The sequence below is a fragment of the Rhizobium sp. AC44/96 genome (assembly GCF_001692185.1).
GTDB lineage: Bacteria > Pseudomonadota > Alphaproteobacteria > Rhizobiales > Rhizobiaceae > Rhizobium.
The window spans coordinates 98,655-117,336 of the sequence record NZ_LXKO01000003.1; the positions used below are offsets into that span (position 1 = coordinate 98,655).

Genomic DNA, 18,682 nt, shown 5'->3' on the forward strand with positions numbered 1-18,682 from the left:
TCTTTTAGAGATTTTTCCGTCCAATCTTCTGCTAACCTGCCGAAAATCCAACACATGAGGGAACATCTGGGATGGCTGCTCGAAACAATCCTAAGCGGGAAAAACAGCTCGAAAGCGCGAGCAAGATCGCCGCTGCCATAGGCGAGAGTCACATCGATCCAGAAATTCTCTTCGGTCGGGCAAGCAACGACGACCTCGAGGCCTACACGCCGGAGATGCTGGCGCTTTCAGCGGTTCATTGCGCCCGTGAACTCGGGGCATGGAGCCGCAAAACTCCTCGCATCAGCATTGAGACCGTCGCAGACGTAGCGCCAAACGGAACGGCGGTATCGATCCTCTCGGTTACCGACCACAATATGCCCTTCCTCTATGAATCGGTGATGGGCGAGGTCACGAGTAGCTATCGCGATCTCTTCATGGCCGTGCACCCGATTCTGGTCATGAAGGACGGAGGAGTTCCAGAGCTCTATGTGGCCGACGCGCCAAGCGAACCAGCCAATCGCGTCAGCCACATCCAGCTGCATATCTCTCCGCTCACGGCTGCGCAGGCGAGCGATCTGATCAAGCGCATCGGAGCTGTTGTCGAGCAGGTGAGGCTGACGGTGTCCGATTGGAAACCGATGGTAGCGCGGCTTGGCACCGTGATCGACGAGCTGTCCTCTTATCCTGCCGGCCGCAGGAAGGCTGAACGGGACGAAGCGATCGCGTTTCTGACGTGGTTGCGCGATGCGAATTTCACCTTCCTCGGCATGCGCGAATATCTTTACTCGGGCAAGGGATCGAGCGCCAAAGTCGAGCGCGACAAGGGAACGGGTCTGGGTATTCTTTCCAATCCCGACGTGCTGGTGCTGCGCACCGGCAAGGATGCCGTGACCACGACTCCCGAAATTCTGGCGTTCCTGGATGGCCCGGACTTCCTCATCGTCACCAAGGCGAACGTGAAATCAATCGTCCACCGGCGAGCCTATATGGACTATGTCGGCGTCAAACGCTTCGACGCGGATGGCAACGTCACCGGCGAACTGCGCATCGTCGGCCTGTTTACGTCCACGGCCTACACCTCGTTGGCCAGCGATATTCCGCTGCTACGTTCGAAAATCGAAAAGGTGAAAGAACATTTCGGCTTCGATCCGATGAGCCATTCGGGTCGCATGCTCGACAACACGCTGGAATCCTACCCGCGCGACGATCTCTTCCAGATCGACACGACGCTGCTGGCAACTTTCGCCGAACAGATCAACGATCTGGCCGACCGACCCCGTGTCCGCGCCCTGCCACGTATCGACCACTTCGATCGCTTCGTTTCCGTGATCGTCTACGTCCCGCGCGAAGAATATGACTCCATCGTGCGCGAGAAGATCGGAACGTATCTGAAGACGATCTACGATGGTCGCGTGTCCGCCTACTACCCCGCCTTCCCGGAGGGTGGTGTCGCCCGCGTGCACTTCATCATCGGACGCTCCGGCGGCAAGACGCCGCGGGTGCCGCAAGCACGCCTCGAAGAAGCGATCCGCGTCATCACCGCACGCTGGGACGACCGCTTCGAAGCCTTGGCCGGCCCCAAGGCGCCAAGGATCCAGGTCAGTCACGCTTTCCAGGATCTCTTTCCGCCGGAAGAAACCTTCAGTGACCTCGAAGACATCGCTGGTTGCGCGGCAGGCGAACAGATCCGGATCGCCTTCTACACGCGACGTAAGGACGAAGTGGATCTGCTATGCTTGAAGATCTTCCACGCCGGCGGCCAGCTTGCGCTGTCCCGGCGCGTACCCTTGCTCGAAAATCTCGGTTTCAACGTGATCAGCGAAGGAACCTTCGATATCGACGTGACGCTGAACGATGGCTCCGAACACCTGGTCGTTCTTCACGATATGGAGCTTGAAGCCCGCGGCGGCCTTGATGTCGATCTCGCGCGCCAAGGTCCGGCGCTTGAAGAAGCCTTCCTGTCGGCTTTCAGCGGCATTATCGACAACGACAACTTCAACCGGCTTATCGTCTCCGCCGACCTGTCGGCTCGCGAGACCAGCGTTCTTCGCGCCTATGCGCGCTACCTGCGCCAGGCAGGCATCGCCTATTCGCAGGACTACATCGCGACAACGCTCGATAAGTATCCGGCTATCGCCGCACTGATCTTCCGGTTGTTCCACGATACGCTGGACCCGCGAACTGCTGAAAAAGCGAGGATCAAGAAGGCTGCCGAACTGCACGGAAAGATCGAGACAGCGCTGGCGGAGGTTCCGAGCCTCGATGACGATCGTATTTTGCGCCGTTACGTCAACGTCGTCGACGCCACGCTGAGGACGAACTACTTCCAGCGCAACGAGGACGGCACCGCGAAGGCGATGCTCGCCTTCAAACTCGATCCCTTTGCCGTGGATGGCCTTCCTGAGCCGCGACCGTTCCGTGAGATATTCGTCTACGGCGTCGAGGTGGAAGGCGTTCATCTGCGCTTCGGCAAGATCGCCCGTGGGGGCCTTCGCTGGTCGGACCGCGCCGAAGACTATCGGACGGAAGTGCTCGGTCTGGTCAAGGCCCAGCAGGTCAAGAACGCGGTCATCGTACCGGTCGGTGCCAAGGGTGGTTTCTACCCCAAGAAGCTTCCCGTTGGCGGCAACCGCGACGAGATTTTCAATTCCGGACGTGAGGCCTACAAAACCTACATTCGCACGCTCTTGTCGATCACCGACAATATTTCCGGCATGGAGATCCTAGCACCAAAGGATACCGTGCGGCTCGATGGCGACGACCCCTATTTCGTCGTTGCGGCGGATAAAGGCACGGCGACATTCTCGGACACGGCCAATGCGCTCGCCCAGGAAGCCGGCTTCTGGCTCGACGATGCCTTCGCCTCTGGCGGCTCGGCCGGGTACGACCACAAGAAGATGGGCATTACCGCTCGCGGCGCCTGGGAAACCGTCAAGCGTCATTTCCGGGAAATGGATATCGATATCCAGACGACGCCGTTCAGCGTTGCCGGTGTCGGCGATATGTCGGGCGATGTATTCGGCAACGGCATGCTGCTGTCGCCGAAGATCCGGCTGGTGGCTGCGTTCGACCATCGCGACATCTTCATCGATCCGGATCCGGATATGGCAAAGACGCTGGAAGAGCGGCGGCGCCTATTCAATCTCGCTCGCTCAAGCTGGCAGGACTTCGACAAGAGCATCCTCTCCCCAGGCGCAATGATCATCTCCCGTTCGGTGAAATCGGTGACGCTGACGCCAGAGGCCGCAGCGGCGATCGGCATCGACAAGACAGTCGCCACGCCGTTCGAGATCATTACGGCGATCCTTAAGAGCCAGATCGACCTGTTGTGGTTCGGCGGCATCGGTACGTATGTGAAGGCAGCCTCCGAGACGGACGCTGATGTCGGCGATCGCGCGAACGATCCGATCCGTGTCAGTGCCGACGAGGTTCGTGCCAGGGTCATCGGCGAAGGGGCCAATCTCGGGGTCACGCAGAAGGGTCGCATCGCCTACAGCCTCAAGGGCGGCCGATGCAATTCGGATGCGATCGACAACTCGGCCGGCGTGAACACCTCCGACGTCGAGGTCAACATCAAGATCGCGTTGGCCGCCGCCATGCATGACGGACGCCTGACGCGCGGGAAGCGCGACCAGCTTCTGTCGTCGATGACCGAGGAAGTAGCGGCACTCGTGCTGCGCAACAATTACCTTCAGTCGCTGGCGATCTCGCTGACCGAACGCAAGGGTGTCGCCAACGGGTTGGAACTTGCCCGCTTCATGACCGTGCTGGAGGCCGCAAAGCAGCTCAATCGCAAGGTCGAGACACTTCCTGACGACACGACCCTGGCCGAGCGCTACGCGGGCGGCAAGCCGCTGACACGGCCGGAGATCGGCGTCCTGCTCTCCTACGCCAAGATTGTGCTTTTCGACGCCCTTGCGGCCAGCGACCTGCCTGACGATCCCTATTTCGCGGCAACGCTCTCTCGCTACTTCCCGGCGAAGATGCAAAAGACCAATGCGACCGATATCACGGAACATCGCCTGAAGCGTGAAATCATCGCGACGGTACTGGCCAACGAAGCGATCAACCGCGGCGGTCCCGGCTTTGCCGTCAGCATGATGGATGCCACAGCGACCTCGGCGGCTGAGGTGGTTCGCGCGGCCATCATTGCTCGCGACGGTTTCGATCTCGGGCGACTGTGGGCCGAGACGGACGCTCTGGACGGCAAGATCTCAGGGCAGATGCAAAATCGCATCTATGAAGAGATCAGCCACATCTTCACTGTCCTTACCCGGCTGCTGCTGAAGACCCAGATGGCACGGGGCAATATTGGCGAAACCGTTGAGCGGCTGCAGGCTGCCTTCAAGAAGCTCAAGCCCGTTTTTGCCGGTCAGGTCGTGCCGGAGCTCGATGCGCGTCAAAGCGAGTATCGCGAGGCAGGACTGCCGGAAGGCCTGGCGTCCGAGATCGCGCATCTGCTTGGTTTTGCCCTGGTGCCGGAGATCATGCAGATCGCCGAACGCACCGGCGAAACGCTGGTTCGCGCCGCCGAGAGCTACTTCGCGGTAACGAGAACCTTCCGGATCGGACGGTTGCTTGCCGCCGGTGCCCGCATCGTGACCTCGGATCACTATGAGAGCCTGGCGCTTGCACGGAGCCTGGACCAGATCGCCAGCGCGAGACGCGACATCGTCACCGCGGTGCTTTCCAACCATGGCAAGGAAAAGCTTCCGGTCCAGGCTTGGCATGCGGGCGACCGGATCAGGATCAACCGCATTGCCGAAGAGCTGTCGAGCTTGAGCGAAGGCGGAGATCCCAATCTCGCACGAATCACCGTCGCAGCCGGTTTGCTGACCGATCTTGCGCGAGACGGGACGAGGTGAGAAAGTCCGCTTCCAAAATGGGAGCTGATTGGTGAATCGCATCGACTGGACCGGGACGCGGCCTGCCAAGGCGTCGAAAAGGGGCATCTGGGGTTGGATGCTCTTCGACTGGGCGGCGCAGCCGTTCTTCACCGTCGTTACGACCTTCATCTTCGGCCCTTATTTTGTGTCGCGGTTGACCGAGGACCCCGTTTCCGCTCAGACGTTGTGGAGTAACACAGCGACGATTTCGTCGATCATCATCGCTGTGCTGTCTCCCATTCTAGGCTCGATCGCAGACCAGTCAGGAGCGCGAAAGCCCTGGATTGGTGCCTTTGCCGTCGTCAAGATTGCAAGCCTCTTCGGCCTCTGGTGTGCAGCGCCGGGGTCGTCTGTCATTTACCCCATGATCTTCATGATCCTGGCGTCGATTGCCGCTGAGTTTTCGATCGTCTTCAACGATTCGATGATGCCGCGACTTGTCGACAAGACGGAAGTTGGAAAGCTGTCGAACACAGCCTGGGGGTTGGGCTATCTGGGCGGAATGATCGTGCTGATCGCCGTGGTGGCCTTGCTTGCCGGCAGCCCCGAAAGCGGCAAGACAATCCTCGGGATCGATCCGCTCTTCGGCCTCGATCCGCACACCGGCGAGGACGCCCGCATTACCGGACCGATCTCAGGGGTCTGGTACCTCATCTTCATCCTGCCAATGTTCTTCTTCACCCCTGACGCAAAGCGCGGTCTTCCCTTCGTGGCGGCCGTGCGTTCCGGGCTGGGGGAGGTGAGGAATACTCTTGGCGAACTCAAGCAGCGAGGCGGGATCTTTCGTTTCCTCATCGCCCGCATGATCTATCAGGACGGTGTCAACGGACTTCTGATCCTGGGTGGAGCATTCGCAGCCGGCATGTTTGGCTGGGCAACGATCGAGATCGGCATTTACGGCATCATTCTCAACGTGGTCGCAATTTTCGGCTGCCTGATCGCTGGTCGCCTGGATGCGCGCATGGGCTCGAAGGCGACCGTGATCGTCAGCTTGACCATGCTGCTGATTGCGACCGCCGGGATTGTTTCGACCGGACCTGGCTTTACCCTCTTCGGCTTGGTTGCGCTGCCGACCGCCGATACCGGTGGTCTTTTCGGGACCGCCGCGGAAAAGGCCTATATCGGCTACGGACTTCTGATCGGCCTAGCGTTTGGGCCGGTCCAGGCCTCGTCGCGATCCTATCTCGCGCGAAGCGTCAGCCTCGAGGAGGCCGGGCGTTATTTTGGAATTTACGCGCTGTCGGGTCGCGCGACGAGCTTCATGGCAACCCTGATCTTCTCGATCGTCACTTATATGACCGACTCGTCCCGCTTCGGCATGGCAACACTCGTGCTGTTTCTTGCCGGCGGCCTGATCATCCTGATCCGTACGCCCTATCCAGCGGACAGGGCGTAGCGGAAACTCGTACGTCCGCTCAGTGGCGGAAATGGCGCATGCCCGTAAAGACCATCGCCACGTTGTGCTCATTGGCGGCGTCGATGACTTCCTGGTCACGCATCGAGCCACCAGGCTGGATTACCGACGTTGCGCCGGCGGCGATCATTGACAGCAAGCCGTCAGCGAATGGCAGGAATGCTTCGGAAGCAACAGCCGAACCGTGCGTTAGCGGCACAGCCAGACCGAGTGCCTTGGCGGCCTCCTCTGCCTTGAGGCCCGCGATACGCGCCGAATCCACCCGGCTCATCTGGCCGGCACCAATGCCGGCGGTCTGGCCATTCTTCGCATAGACCACCGCGTTCGATTTGATATGCTTGGCGACCTTGAAGGCGAACTTCATGTCTTGCAGTTCCTGGGCAGACGGCGCGCGATTTGTCACCACCTTCAGCTCCAGATCCTCGACCATGCCGTTGTCCCGGCTTTGCACCAGCAGACCACCCGAAACGGTTTTCGCCGTCAGCCCTGCCGCGCGAGGATCAGGAAGGCCACCGGCCGCGAGCAGGCGCAGGTTCGCTTTGCGGGCGACGATCGCCTTGGCTTCGTCGGTCGCATCGGGAGCGATAATGACTTCGGTGAAGAGCTTGATAATCTCTTCTGCCGTTGCAGCATCCAGCGTTTGGTTAAGGGCGATGATCCCACCGAAGGCGGAGACCGAGTCGCAGGCAAGAGCGCGCTGATAGGCCTCGAGCAGACTGTCTCCAGTTGCGACGCCGCAAGGATTGGCGTGCTTGATGATGGCACACGCGGCGGATCTCTCCGGCAAAAATTCCGCGACCAGCTCGTACGCGGCATCGGTATCGTTGATGTTGTTGTAGGAGAGCTGCTTGCCCTGAATGAGCGTAGCCGTCGAAACACCGGGGCGACGCTCGCCGGTAACGTAGAAGGCCGCCTTCTGATGCGGGTTTTCGCCGTAACGCATCTCTTCCTTCAGCACGCCGCCAATCACGCGGTGGCGCGGCGTTTCGATCGACAATGCGTCGGCAAACCAGTTGGAGATCATCGCATCATAGGCCGCGGTGCGAGCAAACGCCTTTGCGGCCATGCGCTGGCGAAAGGCGTAGGCGGTCTGTCCGCCATCCGACGACAGCTGTTCCAGCAGTTCAGCATAGTCAGCGGGATCGGTCAGGATCGCGACATAGGCATGGTTCTTTGCCGAAGCGCGGATCATGGCAGGGCCGCCGATATCGATGTTCTCGACCGTCGTCGGATAATCGCCGCCCGCAGCACGAACGTCCTCGAAGGGGTAGAGATTGACCACCACGAGATCGATCCCCTCGATACCGTGGGTCTTCATTGCTTCTTGGTGTTCGGCATCGTCGCGAATGGCGAGAACGCCGCCATGAACGCGCGGATGCAGCGTCTTCACACGTCCGTCCATGATCTCCGGAAACTCCGTGATCTCGGACACATCAGTTACGGCGAGGCCAGCGGCGGCAATAGCCTTGTGCGTGCCGCCGGTCGAAAGCAACCGGACACCCTGTGTGGCAAGCGCGCGTGCAAGCTCAACGATGCCGGTCTTGTCCGACACGGACAGCAAAGCGGTCTTGACTTTGACCTTGTCAGGGGCGGGGATTTTTTTGGAAACAACGGCCATGAGGCTTCTCCGTTCGGGTCTTCGGGAGACATCCGGCAAAGGTGCACGGATTATGGCGCCGCGTTACCACAGCTTTGCTTCCACGCAAACAGTCACTAGCTTCTGCGGGATAAAAACCAGCGTATTTCCGGCTTTTCCGGGTAGGAGAAGCTGATTTCGATCTGATCGGAACCGCAGACGCCGGAGGCGTCGGCGAAGAACACATCATCCGAAATCAGGGCTTCATTGCCTGGCGTGGAGAACAGCCAGGCTTCTCCGTCGGGCGCCGTCATCAACACCGACTCCCGATCCATCCTGTTGAGGTTGATCGAAGGATGAACGTGGAAGCGTGCGGTCGCGCGCAACGGCTCATCGCGCTTGCGCTCCTCTGGCATGATAAGACGATCGCATCCGGTCAGAATCGAGCCTGTTGCGTTGAGCGTGAGCTCGCGCTCATGCAACACGCCGAACGTCTTCAGGTAACCATCATGACTGGCCTTGATGACATCGCGGCCGTCGTCAGCAATCGCTCGCTCGACGTTGACGTTCTGCACACCATCGACAATCACATTCGCAACGAACTCCGAAGGAGCAAAGCGACTGGATGACGTGTCGTTGAGCGTCACTGTGGTGTGGGCGGCGGTTGTCCGCGCGATCTGGATGTATCGCCGCGCCGCAAACTTCGGCGAGCCCGAATTGACGATGAAGCGATGGCGCCCCGACGACATTTCGAAGGACAGGCTGCCGGCATGCGCGGTTTGCGATTGCCTGCCAGGCGGCGGCGCTCCGGTATCGGCAATAACCGCAGTACGCCCCGCCGCGAGGCGCTGATAGCGCGAGTGGGGCATCGCCTTGAATGGCTCGCCGGCTGTCTCATCGTAGCGCAGCAACGAAACGAGCTCGTTCGCCTGTGTGGACGTCGCACCGTTGAAGAGCGCAAGGTCGCCGTCCTGATGTCGGAAGAAGCGAAGGGCCGGATACATTCGGTCGATACCCGATATCAGCTTCTGCGGCAGGTCGTGTCCAAGATTCACATAGGTTTGACGAAGTGGGAGAAGATCGAGAAGGAGCTCCAGCCCCGCTCGCGGATTGCGCGAGATATGACCCCCATCGGGAAGAATCTGGCTATCGAACTCCAGGTCCAGGGCGTCCGCCGCCTTTCGCAGCACACTCGCTCGCGCCGGCATGGCGATCGACGCCATGGCAAGCGCGATGCGCAATCGGAACCGGACCTCCCCAGGAGGGGCATATTGCGCCATGCGTCGCAAGAACCGGACCTGGAACGCAAGTGACCGCATGAAGCGCCTGTAGAAGCCTCGGTCGGCATTGTACAGGACGACCGGCGAATGCGAGAGCCAAGCTATAACGCGCTGCGCCGTAACATCAATTTCCCAAGCGATGCCTTCAATACGCCCGCCATGAATGGAAAGCCAACTGCCGACGATGGCGCGTGCGACATTCGAATGAAGGTCGCTCTTCTTGGTCCGCATGTGCCGGAGCCAACCAAAGCTGTGAAGGCGCAATGCAAACGAGCGCGACGGCAGGCTGAAAGTGAAGGGCGACTTGCCGCCGGTCTCAAGCAGGCGCCCGGCAAGCGGAAAGCGGCCACTCAGGATCTCTTCGGCAACGTGCGGATCAATCGCACGCAGGTCAGTGGGCGCCACGATCAGGCGATCTGGCGCATAGGATCCGTGCCGAAACAGGCGCAAGCGCAAAAGCGCGGCGCGGCAACGCATGCGCCGCCAAGCCTCTCCAACGTAAAGACTCGAAAACCGTCCAGACAACATGCCTATCGTAATTGACCCGCGTCGTTAAGAATGGATGAACAAGTCCGGAAACGGCGCAGGCCGTCTATGAAATTGTGATTGAGGTTCAACTATGCCAGTTGCTTTTCGATCAAGCAACACGGCGAAGCACAGCGGCATAGAAGCCGTCAAGACCGGATGCAAAGCCTGTGGGAACACGCAACATGTCGGGTGTAGTGCGGAATTCGCCTATGGCGCTGATAGCTGCGTCCAGCCCCGGCCAGCGGCTTGCTTCGATGGCGACTCGTTCGATCGACGGTGTGTCGGCGAGTATACGTGCAACGACCTCTTCGCCTTCGCTTGGATCGAGCGAGCAATTCGAAAAGACGATCGTGCCACCGACCTTCAGAAGCGTCACAGCGTGTCGCAGAAGTCGTTCCTGCAAGGCAGCGAGCTTGGCAATATCCTCCGGACCCTTGGTCCATAGGACATCAGGATGACGACGTGTGGTCCCGGTCGAGGAGCACGGCGCGTCGAGAAGGATGGCATCGAACAGCTGGTCCGGCTCGTACTGCGTCAGATCGCAGGCAATCGTTTCCGCTTCGAGCTTCAGCCGATCCAGGTTGGAGCGAAGCCGTTTGATCCGATTTTCGGATTGCTCGATGGCAACAACAGTCCCGCCGGCAACGATCAGCTGAGCCGTCTTGCCGCCCGGGGCGGCACAAAGGTCGGCCACCCGCTTGCCGGTCAGATCACCGAAAAGCTGCGCGGGGATGCTGGCGGCGGCGTCCTGCACCCACCATTGCCCCTCAGCAAAGCCTTCCAGCGTTGGTATATTGCCTTCAAAAGCCGCGAGACGCACGCCGCCTGTCGGCAGAACGTGACCGTTGAGCTTTTCCGCCCAACCGGCTGCATCGGACTTCACGCTGAGATCAATCGCCGCCGGCTCGAGCTGGGACTCCGCAATGGCCACTGCCACGTCCCGGCCATAGGCCGCTTCCAGCCTCTTCAGGAACCAATCCGGCATTGGCGACACATCTCTGACGCGTGCCAGTATTTCCTGTTTTTCACGGCCAAGGCGGCGAAGAATGGCGTTCACAAGCTTGGCAAAACGCTTGCTTCTCGGATCGTTGCTCGCCTGCTCGACAGCAAGATCGACGGCCGCATGATCGGGTACATCCAGGTACAAAATCTGCGCCGCAGCCACCCAAAGGATGTGCTGCAGGGCGCGAGCACCTTCGGGCAAGGGCGTGTCGAGAAGAGACGAAAGCGCCGCTTCGATGCGTGGCAGATGCCGGAGCGTCGTATTCAGAATGGCGCGAACGAGTGCGCGATCGGCATCGTTCAGTGCCTTGTAGGCTGGGTTTCCGTGCTCGTTGTCGAGCGCGCCATCCAGAGGAAGCTTCCGGTCAACCACAGCAGCCAGGATCTTCGCAGCCGCGGCGCGAACCTGCAGACCGGGTTTCGCCGGACCACTGGCAGGTCTTGAAGCAATTGGCTTCTTGTGTTTCCGGATAGGCTTCTTCTTGTCGTCTGAATTCAAGACCACGGACCTTTTGGCGGTTGGGAACCACCGCGGCTGACACCCGTATTGGGAACCGAGCGCGATTTGCGCATGGAACTACCAGCCTGAAGTCCCGACGTCGAGCCGTTCGTGGCGCTGCGCGCCATTTCCTGAAGCGCGGCGATACGGTTCTCGGTGTTTGGATGCGTCGAGAACAGATTGTCCATCCCGGCGCCGGTCAGGGGATTGATGATGAACATGTGAGCCGTCGCCGGATTGCGCTCCGCGTCGTAGTTGGGCACCTGGGCAGCGCCGCGCGCAATCTTGCCGAGCGCCGATGCAAGCCACAGCGGATTGCCGCAAATCTCCGCCCCGCGCCTGTCGGCAGCATATTCACGCGTCCGGCTGATCGCCATCTGGACCATCATGGCCGCGAGCGGCGCCACGATCATCGCCAACAGCACGCCGATGAAGCCCAGTGGATTGTTGTTGTTCTCTCTGTTCCCGCCGAAGAAGAAGGCGAAATTGCCCAGCATCGAGATCGCGCCTGCAAGCGTTGCCGTGATCGTCATGGTCAAGGTATCCCGGTTCTGCACGTGGGCAAGTTCATGCGCCATCACAGCCGCAACTTCCTCAGGCGAAAGAACGCTCAGCAAACCGGTTGAGGCCGCGACCGCCGCATTCTCGGGATTGCGACCTGTCGCGAAGGCATTGGGCTGCGGGCTGTCGTAGAGATAGACCTTCGGCATCGGAAGGCCGGCATTCCGGGACAGGTCTCGAATGATCGCGAAAAACTCCGGCGCATTACGCTCGTCGATCTCCTTGGCGTGATAAGCCGAGAGCACCATCCGATCGGAATTCCAATAGGAAAAGAAATTCATTCCCGCCGCCATGACGAACGCGATCATCATCCCGCTGCGACCGCCGATCATAAAGCCGACGACCATGAAGAGCGCGGTCATGAAGGCCAGCAACATGGCAGTGCGGACAAGATTCATCGGATTCTCCATCTCCAGCCGCATTCCGGGAACACGAAAGGGTTTCAATCGCGCGGTCGGCGCTCTATGATTTGGTTACTCGGTAGCCATTTTCAATATTTTCAGGCGGAAGCGCGGGATGCAAGCAGCGGACAACGACAACAGGGAAATTCCGGCCGAAGGCTCGGAACCACCACGCAAGATGCTGTCGCCCGCCGCCAAGCGCGCGCTCGCCGAGGCAGAGGAACGCCGCAGGAATGAGAAACCCGCGGATCTGCCGACGGAAATCGGCGGGCGAGGCGGCGCTGATCCGGCTCGCTTCGGGGATTGGGAAATCAACGGCCGAGCCATCGATTTCTAAGTAAATATTCCTATTGACTTCGCCACAATAACGGAATTTATTCCTGATATGGCAAAGTCATTTTCGTTTTTTCTCGCAGTGCTGATCGTCATGCCGGCCGCCGCCATTGCACGCGACGAGATCGACGGGCCCGTTGCGGCTGAAATTCTCCGTGTTATCGACGGCGATACGTTGCTGGTGGAAGCGCGGCCATGGCCGCAACAGAAGATCGAAGTCTATGTGCGCATACGCGGAATCGACGCACCTGAGATGCATTCCAAGTGCGCAAGTGTCAGGCGCGCAGGCGTCGATGCGCGTCACGCCCTTGAGGAACTAGCGGGCGCGTCCCCTCGGATAAGCCTGACGCAGATCTCCGGCGACAAGTATTTCGGACGTATCCTGGCAGACGTCACCTTAGAGGACGGCAGCAATCCGGCCCAAGACTTGCTCAATGAAGGCATTGTCAGGGCCTACGACGGCGGGCGGAAGGCGGAAACGCCTTGTCGTGACGCGGAGTAAAGCCGCCCCGAAGATCGGAGCGGCTCGTTTTTGACTCAGGCTGTTGCCTTGTTCTGCCTGTTCGCGATGAGATCGTCGACGACAGCGGGATCAGCGAGCGTTGAGATGTCGCCAAGCGAGCCGAAATCGTCTTCCGCGATCTTGCGCAGGATGCGGCGCATGATTTTTCCGGACCGCGTTTTCGGCAGCCCTGGAGCGAACTGAATCTTGTCCGGCGCGGCAATCGGGCCGATTTCCGAACGAACGTGCTTCACAAGTTGCTGGCGCAGCTCGTCGGAACCTTCGTTCCCAGCCATCAAAGTCACGTAGCAGTAGATACCCTGACCTTTGATTGCATGCGGATATCCGACGACGGCCGCTTCGGACACCAACTGGTGCGAGACAAGCGCCGATTCGACTTCGGCGGTACCCAACCGATGGCCCGACACGTTGAGCACGTCGTCGACTCGACCGGTGATCCAGTAATAGCCGTCTTCATCCCGCCGGCAGCCATCGCCGGTGAAATACTTGCCCTTGTAGGTCGAGAAGTAGGTCTGGATGAAGCGCTCATGATCGCCGTAGACCGTGCGCATCTGACCCGGCCAGCTGTCGGTGATGCAGAGATTGCCGTCGGCAGCCCCTTCCAGCACCTTGCCTTCATTGTCGACCAGCTGCGGCTTGACGCCAAAGAACGGCACGGTGGCCGAGCCGGGCTTCAGATCGGTTGCGCCGGGGAGTGGCGTGATCATGTGGCCACCGGTTTCCGTCTGCCACCAGGTATCGATGACAGGGCAACGCTTGTCGCCGACGACATTGTAGTACCACTCCCAAGCCTCCGGATTGATCGGCTCACCGACCGTTCCCAAGAGACGGAGGCTCGACCGCGATGAACGCGTGACGAAATCATCGCCGGCGCCCATGAGCGACCGAATCGCGGTGGGTGCGGTGTAGAAGATGTTGACCTTGTGCTTGTCGATGACCTCCCAGAATCGACCCTGATCCGGGAAGTTCGGCACGCCTTCGAACATCAGCGTCGTCGCGCAGTTCGCAAGAGGCCCGTAGACAATGTAGGAGTGTCCGGTGACCCAGCCCACATCGGCAGTGCACCAGTAGATGTCGCCGGGATGGTAATCGAAGACATACTCATGGGTCATCGCCGCATAGACGAGATAGCCCGCCGTCGTATGGAGAACCCCCTTCGGCTTTCCCGTCGAACCCGAGGTGTAGAGGATGAACAGCGGATCTTCGGCTTTCATCTTCACCGGTGGGCATTCCGGCTTCACCGTGGCGATTTCCTGGTGATACCAGAGGTCGCGGCCCGGTGCCCAGCCGGTCTTGCCGCCGGTGCGGCGCACCACCAGGACCTTCTCCACGATAACATGCTGCCGTGCGGCGATATGGATCGCGGTATCCGTGTTGTCCTTGAGCGGCACGGGCTTGCCACCGCGCACACCTTCGTCGCAGGTAATGACGAAGGTGGATTCGCAGTCGACGATGCGGCCGGCGAGCGCCTCGGGAGAAAACCCGCCGAACACGACCGAATGAACCGCGCCGATGCGGGCACAAGCGAGCATCGCATAAGCCGCCTCGGGGATCATCGGCATATAGATGGTTACGCGATCACCCTTCTTGACGCCATGCTTCTTCAGAACGTTCGCCATTCGGCAGACGTGCTCGTAGAGCTCGTTGTATGTGATCTTCTTGTCGACGTAGGGGTTGTCGCCCTCGAAGATGATCGCAACCTGATTCCCGTTGGTCTTCAGATGACGGTCAATGCAGTTGTATGAGACGTTGGTCTGCCCGTCCTCGAACCATTTGATCGAAACCTTGCCGGTGAAGGAGGTGTTCTTGACCTTGGTATAGGGTTTGAACCAGTCGATCCGCTTGCCATGCTTGCCCCAGAATTTGTCCGGGTTCTCGACACTTTCCTCGTACCACTTCTCGTACTTCGCCTTGTCGATAAGCGCATGGTTTTTTACCAGTTTTTGAACTGGGTAGATCTTCTCCGACATGAAACTCCTCCTCACCCGGACGTCAGCGGACTGAAAAAACGACGCAGCCGCGTTTTAATTCACGGCATTCATAGCAGTTCGCTTTCGCCCCGCAATTAGACAAAGGTCATTTCATTCGCGGTCAATTGCAATTATGCGCCACTACGGTTATATAGCGCCATATTTCCCGGACATAGTGGTGACAATCCACGGACCGCGACACCGGCGCGGACGACAGAAGGACTATATCCATGGCTCAACAACTGCTCATGCCGAAGGCGACGGCAATCTGGCTCGTCGATAACACTGCTCTGTCTTTCGACCAGATCGCTCAGCTCTGCAAACTGCATCCGCTTGAAGTGAAGGCGATTGCCGACGGTGAAGCGGCGCAGGGCATCAAGGGCCTCGATCCGATCTCGACCGGCCAGCTGTCGCGCGACGAAATCGCCCGCGGCGAAAAGAACCCTGCCCACAAGCTCAAGCTTTCCGAGCCGAAGGTTCGCGTCCCGGAATCGAAGCGTCGCGGCCCGCGCTACACGCCGGTTTCGAAGCGTCAAGACCGCCCGAACGCCATCCTCTGGCTGGTTCGCAACCATCCGGAACTCAAGGACGCCCAGATCTCCAGGCTTGTCGGCACCACCAAGTCGACCATCGAGCAGATCCGCGAGCGCACGCACTGGAATTCGGCAAACCTTGCGCCGATGGACCCCGTTACGCTCGGCCTCTGCAGCCAGATCGACCTTGACATGGAGGTCGAGAAGGCCGCCAAGGGCCGTCCGCTCCCGACAGCCGCAGAGCTTGGCGCAACCCTGCAGTCGGCACACGAAACCGAACGCCTGACCCCGAGCTACGATCGCGAGGAGGAGAAGGAAAAGGAAATCGATGCAGACGCCGTCTTCGCAAAGCTCAAGTCTCTGAAGTCCTCGCCCAAGGACGAAGATGAAGACGATCAATACTGATCGGCCGATAGTCACCCCAAGCCCCGCTTCTGCGGGGCTTTTTATTGTCACATAGGCAGACCGCCGAAGCCTTTTTTGCGTAATGCCGCAGCGATTTCCTCGAGCACGATGGGATCATCGATCGTCGCCGGCATCTTCCACGGAACGCCGTCAGCGATCTTCTGGATCGTACCGCGCAATATTTTGCCCGACCGGGTCTTGGGAAGACGGTCGACGGCAATCGCAGTTTTGAAGCAAGCGACGGGTCCGATTTCATCGCGGATTAGTTTCACGACCTCCGTTTCGACGGCAGATGTTTCCCGTGAAACATGCCGCTTCAGGACCAGGAAGCCGCATGGGACCTGCCCTTTGACCGGGTCGGCGACGCCAACGACAGCGCATTCGGCAACATCCGGGTGCCTTGCGCAGACTTCCTCCATGGCGCCGGTCGAAAGACGGTGGCCGGCACAATTGATGATGTCGTCCGTACGCGACATGATGAAGAGATAGCCGTCCTCATCGACGTAGCCCGCGTCTGCCGTTTTGTAGTAGCCGGGGAACTCGTCCAGATACGCGCTCCGGAACCGCTCGTCGGCTTGCCACAGCGTCGGCAGACAGCCGGGCGGAAGCGGAAGCTTCACCACGACGTTGCCCAGGATCCCCGGCGCAACAGCGTGCCCGCCATAATCGAGAACCTGTACGTCATATCCGGGCATCGGCACGGATGGAGACCCATGTTTGACCGGCAATGCCTCAAGCCCCAGCGGATTTGCGGCGATCGGCCAGCCTGTCTCCGTCTGCCACCAATGATCAATGACGGGCACGGAGAGCATCTGTTCGGCCCATTTCAACGTCTCCGGATCGGCGCGCTCGCCGGCGAGGAAAAGCGCGCGAAAACCGGGCATCGGATGTGCTCTTATATAAGTACCGTCACCATCTTCGCGCCGGATCGCTCGAAACGCAGTTGGTGCCGTGAAAAGCACCCGAACATTATATTCCGACACGATACGCCAGAACGTACCGGCATCGGGCGTCCCCACAGGCTTCCCTTCGAAGAGAACCGTCGTCACGCCGGCGAGCAGTGGGGCATACACGATGTAGGAGTGCCCGACGACCCAACCGATGTCGGACGCCGTCCAGAACACTTCGCCCGGTTTCATTCCGTAGATGTTCGTCATCGACCAGTTGAGAGCGACCATATGACCGCCATTGTCGCGTACCACACCCTTGGGGTGGCCAGTCGTCCCTGAAGTGTAAAGGATATAAAGCGGATCCGTCGCTTTGACGGAGACACACGCGATATCCGCTCCGCGATTGCCAGCAACGACCACTTCAAAGTCATGGTCGCGGCCCGGAACAAGATCAGCGCGAAGCTGCGGACGCTGAAGAACGAGGCAATGATCTGGCTTGGATCTGGCAATTGTAATGGCGCTGTCGACAAGTGGTTTATAGGCAACGACCCTGCCAGGCTCCAGGCCACAGCTTGCGGTGATGACTAGTTTCGCCTCCGAATCATCCAGCCGTGCCGCGAGCTCACTCGCCGCGAAGCCGCCGAACACGACGGAGTGAATTGCCCCGATGCGCGCGCAGGCAAGCATCGAGAACACCGCCTCCGGCACCATCGGCATGTAGAGGACAACACGATCGCCCTTCGTAACCCCAAACTGACTCAGTGTAGCGGCTAGGGATTTCACATGGACGAGCACATCGTCGTAGCTGAAGGCCTGTTTGGCGCCGGAGACAGGGCTGTCATAGATGAGCGCCGTTTCACTGCCCCGTCCTGCCAAGACATGACGATCCAGGCAGTTGTAGCAGGTATTGGTTTCGCCGCCGGCGAACCAGGTCCCGTAAGGCCCGCCGCCAGCGTCGAAGATCCGTTCAGGTTGCTTGAACCAGTCGATACCGTCCGAGGCCTTGCCCCAAAAGCTTACTGGGTCCTGCTTCCACTCCGAATAGGTTTGCCGATAGCTACGCCGCATTTTCTCCTCCCCAGGATATGCGCCTTAAGCCGTCAATCTAGGGAAGAGACCGGGAGAGAGAAAGCCCGACGAAAGCAGCGGGTCAGCGCGCGCCGAAAATGGCGGAGCCGACGCGGACGCTGGTCGCACCGAAAGCCGCCGCGATCTCGTAGTCGCTGGACATTCCCATCGATAGCTTTTCGACACCGCATTGCTTCGCAAGCTTGGCAAGGAGAGCGAAATGCGGGCCTGGATTTTCATCAGCGGGAGGGATGCACATTAGCCCCTCGATCTCCAGGCCAAGCTCGTCGCGGCACAAGGCAACGAAGGAGAGGGTGTCGTCAGGTGCGATGCCAGCCTTCTGAGGCTCTAGACCGGTGTTCACCTGAATATAGAGGCGAGGGGTCTTCCCTTGGCGCTTTATTTCTTCAACAAGCGCGCGAGCGATCTTTTCGCGATCGACCGTTTCGATGACATCGAACAGCGCGACGGCTTCTGCCGCCTTGTTCGACTGCAGCGGTCCGATGAGATGCAGCTCGATGCCCGGCGTTTCAGCCTTCAGTTCGGCCCATTTTCCCTGGCTTTCCTGAACCCGGTTTTCACCGAAGACGCGCTGTCCGGCAAGGATTGCGGGTCGAATCGCGTCTGCGTCAAATGTCTTGGAAACAGCCACGAGTCCAACGGAGCCTGCTGTTCTGCCGGCGTCCCGCTCAGCCTTGGCGATCCGCGCGCGTACATCGTCCAATCGCTCGTGAAGTTCCATCATTGCGCCTCGGCAGATCATCGGGAAGAATGGCTATGCACTAAACGCCCCGCCCGTGGTTGCCAAGGGCCGACCTCTCGAAATATCGC

At 59.7% G+C, this 18,682-nt stretch carries 12 protein-coding genes; 5 read left to right on the top strand and 7 right to left on the bottom strand.

From position 1 onward, the window contains the following. Positions 1-71: 71 nt before the first annotated feature. Both A6U87_RS07225 and A6U87_RS07230 read left to right on the top strand, forming a co-directional pair. The gene (locus tag A6U87_RS07225) at positions 72-4,847 is read left to right on the top strand and encodes an NAD-glutamate dehydrogenase (protein ID WP_065690581.1); all 4,776 of its coding nucleotides are present in this window, start codon (positions 72-74) and stop codon (positions 4,845-4,847) included. A gap of 28 nt (positions 4,848-4,875) precedes the next feature. Then, the gene (locus tag A6U87_RS07230) at positions 4,876-6,264 is read left to right on the top strand and encodes an MFS transporter (RefSeq protein ID WP_198928684.1); all 1,389 of its coding nucleotides are present in this window, start codon (positions 4,876-4,878) and stop codon (positions 6,262-6,264) included. Between the two features lie 19 nt (positions 6,265-6,283). On the opposite strand, the gene purH is transcribed toward A6U87_RS07230, so the two are convergent. The 4 genes from purH to htpX form a co-directional block, all read right to left on the bottom strand. After that, positions 6,284-7,900 (bottom strand): bifunctional phosphoribosylaminoimidazolecarboxamide formyltransferase/IMP cyclohydrolase, encoded by a 1,617-nt coding sequence (purH, locus tag A6U87_RS07235; protein ID WP_065690582.1) that lies wholly within the window; start codon positions 7,898-7,900, stop codon positions 6,284-6,286. A 95-nt stretch (positions 7,901-7,995) separates the two neighbouring features. Beyond that, positions 7,996-9,666 carry a heparinase II/III family protein gene (locus A6U87_RS07240; protein ID WP_083199315.1) on the bottom strand — a complete coding sequence of 557 codons (1,671 nt, stop codon included), beginning with the start codon at positions 9,664-9,666 and terminating at the stop codon, positions 7,996-7,998. 109 nt (positions 9,667-9,775) lie between these two features. Continuing rightward, on the bottom strand, positions 9,776-11,173 hold the full coding sequence (locus A6U87_RS07245) for an RsmB/NOP family class I SAM-dependent RNA methyltransferase (RefSeq protein ID WP_198928685.1): 1,398 nt from the start codon (positions 11,171-11,173) through the stop codon (positions 9,776-9,778). Continuing rightward, positions 11,164-12,126, bottom strand: coding sequence for a zinc metalloprotease HtpX (htpX, locus tag A6U87_RS07250; RefSeq protein ID WP_065690584.1), 963 nt, complete (start codon positions 12,124-12,126; stop codon positions 11,164-11,166). Before htpX ends, A6U87_RS07245 begins: the two co-directional genes overlap by 10 nt. Before the next feature lie 118 nt (positions 12,127-12,244). Between htpX and A6U87_RS07255 the strand changes: the two genes are divergently transcribed. Together A6U87_RS07255 and A6U87_RS07260 are read left to right on the top strand one after the other, a co-directional pair. Beyond that, positions 12,245-12,466 carry a DUF1674 domain-containing protein gene (locus tag A6U87_RS07255; protein WP_065690585.1) on the top strand — a complete coding sequence of 74 codons (222 nt, stop codon included), beginning with the start codon at positions 12,245-12,247 and terminating at the stop codon, positions 12,464-12,466. A gap of 48 nt (positions 12,467-12,514) precedes the next feature. Beyond that, positions 12,515-12,964, top strand: coding sequence for a thermonuclease family protein (locus tag A6U87_RS07260; protein ID WP_065690586.1), 450 nt, complete (start codon positions 12,515-12,517; stop codon positions 12,962-12,964). A gap of 35 nt (positions 12,965-12,999) precedes the next feature. Here A6U87_RS07260 and acs read toward each other — a convergent pair whose 3' ends face one another. Next, positions 13,000-14,955, bottom strand: coding sequence for an acetate--CoA ligase (acs, locus tag A6U87_RS07265; RefSeq protein ID WP_065690587.1), 1,956 nt, complete (start codon positions 14,953-14,955; stop codon positions 13,000-13,002). 230 nt (positions 14,956-15,185) lie between these two features. On the opposite strand from acs, the gene A6U87_RS07270 reads away from it, so the two are divergent. Further along, positions 15,186-15,893, top strand: a complete 708-nt coding sequence (locus A6U87_RS07270) for a DUF1013 domain-containing protein (RefSeq protein ID WP_065690588.1) — start codon at positions 15,186-15,188, stop codon at positions 15,891-15,893. Positions 15,894-15,940: 47 nt separating this feature from the next. On the opposite strand, the gene A6U87_RS07275 is transcribed toward A6U87_RS07270, so the two are convergent. Together A6U87_RS07275 and A6U87_RS07280 are read right to left on the bottom strand one after the other, a co-directional pair. Further along, the gene (locus A6U87_RS07275) at positions 15,941-17,851 is read right to left on the bottom strand and encodes a propionyl-CoA synthetase (RefSeq protein ID WP_065690589.1); all 1,911 of its coding nucleotides are present in this window, start codon (positions 17,849-17,851) and stop codon (positions 15,941-15,943) included. Positions 17,852-17,933: 82 nt separating this feature from the next. Beyond that, positions 17,934-18,593 (bottom strand): YggS family pyridoxal phosphate-dependent enzyme, encoded by a 660-nt coding sequence (locus A6U87_RS07280; protein WP_065690654.1) that lies wholly within the window; start codon positions 18,591-18,593, stop codon positions 17,934-17,936. Between the last annotated feature and the right edge of the window lie 89 nt (positions 18,594-18,682).

Coding starts and splice junctions, on each gene's coding strand:
- A6U87_RS07225 (WP_065690581.1), top strand. CDS start 72: ATGGCTGCTCGAAACAATCCTAAGCGGGAAAAACAGCTCGAAAGCGCG.
- purH (WP_065690582.1), bottom strand. CDS start 7,900: ATGGCCGTTGTTTCCAAAAAAATCCCCGCCCCTGACAAGGTCAAAGTC.
- A6U87_RS07240 (WP_083199315.1), bottom strand. CDS start 9,666: ATGTTGTCTGGACGGTTTTCGAGTCTTTACGTTGGAGAGGCTTGGCGG.
- htpX (WP_065690584.1), bottom strand. CDS start 12,126: ATGAATCTTGTCCGCACTGCCATGTTGCTGGCCTTCATGACCGCGCTC.
- A6U87_RS07255 (WP_065690585.1), top strand. CDS start 12,245: ATGCAAGCAGCGGACAACGACAACAGGGAAATTCCGGCCGAAGGCTCG.
- A6U87_RS07260 (WP_065690586.1), top strand. CDS start 12,515: ATGGCAAAGTCATTTTCGTTTTTTCTCGCAGTGCTGATCGTCATGCCG.
- acs (WP_065690587.1), bottom strand. CDS start 14,955: ATGTCGGAGAAGATCTACCCAGTTCAAAAACTGGTAAAAAACCATGCG.
- A6U87_RS07270 (WP_065690588.1), top strand. CDS start 15,186: ATGGCTCAACAACTGCTCATGCCGAAGGCGACGGCAATCTGGCTCGTC.
- A6U87_RS07275 (WP_065690589.1), bottom strand. CDS start 17,851: ATGCGGCGTAGCTATCGGCAAACCTATTCGGAGTGGAAGCAGGACCCA.
- A6U87_RS07280 (WP_065690654.1), bottom strand. CDS start 18,593: ATGGAACTTCACGAGCGATTGGACGATGTACGCGCGCGGATCGCCAAG.